This window comes from Streptomyces sp. NPDC058459 (assembly GCF_042721685.1).
GTDB lineage: Bacteria > Actinomycetota > Actinomycetes > Streptomycetales > Streptomycetaceae > Streptomyces.
In genome coordinates, this window is sequence record NZ_JBHXLV010000362.1 from 1 (window position 1) to 3,088 (window position 3,088).

Sequence of the window (3,088 nt, forward strand, 5' to 3'; positions counted from 1 at the left end):
CGCCGGCTCGCCGGCTCGCCGAACAGGACGAGTTCTTAGGCCGGATGCCGGTCCGGGATGCGGGCCCGGCCGGTCGCGCCGCAGGATGCTGATCATGCGGAACTCCACTGACACCCCGTCCTCTCCCCGGCTCGCGCGGCACGGCGGTGCCCGGCACGCCATATCCACCGCCGCCCTCTGCGGTGTCCTGCTGGCGGTGACCACGGCCTGCGGGGACACCGAGGAAAAGACCCGCTCAGGCGGTGCGGCGGGCAACGGCAACCCGGCAGTCTCCGGGTCCTCCCGCCCCGCGACCAGCACCCGCGTCCCCGGCGTCCCCGGCGTCGGCGAGCGGATGGGCCGGCAGATCCCGGCCCGCACCCGGCAACTGGTGGTGATCTACGGCGACGACCGGGACTCCGCCGAGGGCCTCGCGGTGCTGTACGAGAAGACCGGCGCCCAGTGGAAGCAGTCCGCGAGCTGGCCCTCGCACAACGGCCGCCGGGGCTGGACGACGGACCATCAGCTGGACGACGAGCGCAGTCCCGTGGGCGTCTTCTCCCTCACCGACGCCGGCGGCACCCTGCGCAGCCCGGGTTCCAAGCTGCCGTACTGGTACGACGACAACGCCTACGCGGCATCGGTGGCGGACCCGGACGACGAGGCGCACACGCACGACTTCGACCATGTCATCGCCATCGACTACAACCGGCTCAAGGGCACCCCGCCCTACGACTGGAGCCGGCCCGAGGGCGTGGAGAAGGGCGGCGGCATCTGGCTGCACCTGGACCACGGTGACGGCACGTCGGCCTGTGTGACCGTCCCGGAGGCCGGTATCCGGACCCTGCTGCGCACCCTCGACCCGGCCGACCACCCGATGGTGGTGATGGGCGACCGCGAACGCCTCAAGGGCTGACGCGACCGTCCGAAGGGCCGAGCGGAACCCGTCCGTCACACCCGTATCGGCGGCGGCGATTCGGCCAGTGCCGCGCGCGTGCCCGGCGCGGTGAGTCCTACGGCGTCATTCCGGGGCTCCCGGAATGACGCCCGCCGATGCGGACCCCGCTGCGGCTGAAACACGTGTGTTCGATATCGGTCTCCTTCTCGTTGGTTCCGGTGCCGCACCTTCACCGGCTTCCACGACGCGAGGAGACGCGCAGTTGAGCACATCGACCCGAACCGTCCCGCCGCCCGCCCCGGCGGAGATCACCTACTCCGGGCACTACTCCGTCAACCCCCTGGGCGAGGCCGGCTTCCGTAGCCTGTGCGCCCAACTCCCCCGTGTGCTGGGCCGGATCACGGCCATGGCCTGGGCCATCGACCGCCGTGCCGTACTGCTGCTGCTCGGCTGCCAGGCGGCGACCGGTGCCGGGGCCGCCGTACTGCTGACCGCCACGGCCAGGGCCATGACGTCCCTGCTCGGAGCGGGCGCGATGGCGGACCGGCTGCGCGCGGCGCTGCCCGCGCTGGTCGTCGTCGCCTGCGCGACCGCCGTGGCGCGGACCGCCGTGGCCGTCGCCCGGTATGCCGAGCGCCGCATCACCCCCCGGCTGACGACGGCCACGGACACCGCGCTGGTCGAGGCGGTCTGCCGGGTGGAGGCGGCGGCCTGCGCGGTGGACGGCTTCTCCGACCGGCAAGAGGCCGCCGAGATGGGTGTGACGCGTACGCACGTCATGGTCATGGACGCCCAGCGCTTCATGTCGGCCCTGATCAGGATGGTCACCGCGGGCACGGTCGTCTCCGTGCTCAACCCGCTGGTGCTGCCGCTGCTCCTGCTGGCCGTCGCCCCGGCCGCGATCGGCGCCGTGCTCACCGCGCGGGTGGACTACGACATCCACTACGCCAACGTCGCGGACCGCAACGTCCGGGGCATGACCCGCTGGTGGGCGACCACCCCCAAGTACGGCGACGAGGTCCGCGCCAACGGCATGACCGGCTACCTGCTGTACTGGTACCGGGCCCTGTCCGAGCGGGTCGACCGGCGCACCCTCGCCGCGGCCCCGAGGACGCTGCGGATCGCGCTGTTCTCTTCCCTGGCCGGGGGTGTCTTCCTCGCCGCGACCTGGGGGACGCTCGCCTGGCTGGCCGTCACCGGCCGCATCGCGCCGGCCGTCGCCGCCACCGCCGTGGTCGCGGTGCAGACCACGCTGGCCGCGCTGTCCCAGCTGGTCATGGAGGGCGCGGCCGTCTTCCACACCAGCCTCTACCTGGGTGACATGCAGGCGTTCTTCGACCACGCCGCCGAGCGCGCGCCGAGGCGCGGGAGCGCGGTCGTCCAGGCCCCGGTGGCGGAGATCCGGCTGGACGAGGTCAGCTACCGGTATCCGGGCAAGGACCGGCCCGCCGTGGACGGGGTCTCCCTGGCGCTGCGGCGCGGCGAGATCCTCGCGGTGGTCGGGGTGAACGGCTCCGGCAAGAGCACCCTGACCCGGCTGATCACGGGTATCTACCTGGCGGACAAGGGCCGGGTGCTGTGGAACGGCACCGATCTCGCCGCCGCCGATCCGGAGACCGTCTGGGACAACACCGGCCTGGTGCCGCAGATCTTCGCGCAGTGGCCCCTCCGGGTCCGGGAGAACGTCACCCTCGGCCAGCCCTTCAGCCATGACGACGGACCGGTCTGGGACGCGGTGGAAGCCGTCGGCATGCGCGAGCCCGTGGAGGAACTGCCCGCCGGCCTGGACACCCTCCTCGCCCGCGAGATCTTCGGCGGTACCGAACTCTCCGGCGGCCAGTGGCAGCGGCTAGCCTGCTCCCGGGCGCTGTACCGCCGTCCGCCCCTGCTGATCCTGGACGAGCCGACGTCCCAGCTGGACCCGCGCGGCGAGCACGCCATCTTCGAGCACATTAAGGCCATCTCCGCCGACCGGATCACGATCGTCATCACCCACCGTCTGGAGAACACCAGGATCGCGGACCGGGTCGTCGTCCTGGAGCAGGGCCGGATCACCGAGCAGGGCACGTACGACGATCTCGTGCATGCCGGCGGCACCTTCGCCGACCTGCTGCGCCTCTCCCAGGACCGGTGAGCGTACCGGCGCGGGTCCTGCGCTGAAAAGGGGGAACGCGTCAGGCACGACGGCAGGGGCCCGCCGCGCGAGAGCCG

At 72.5% G+C, this 3,088-nt stretch carries 2 protein-coding genes; both read left to right on the forward strand.

The features are described from left to right. Nucleotides 1–94 precede the first annotated feature (94 nt). A complete protein-coding gene (locus tag ACFWN1_RS32535) occupies nt 95–895 on the forward strand; it encodes a hypothetical protein (protein WP_384370127.1) in 801 nt (266 codons plus the stop codon). Nucleotides 896–1,283: 388 nt separating this feature from the next. Further along, complete coding sequence (locus ACFWN1_RS32540; protein WP_384370130.1) at nt 1,284–3,011, forward strand: ATP-binding cassette domain-containing protein; 1,728 nt, start codon at nt 1,284–1,286, stop codon at nt 3,009–3,011. The last annotated feature ends 77 nt before the right edge of the window (nt 3,012–3,088 follow it).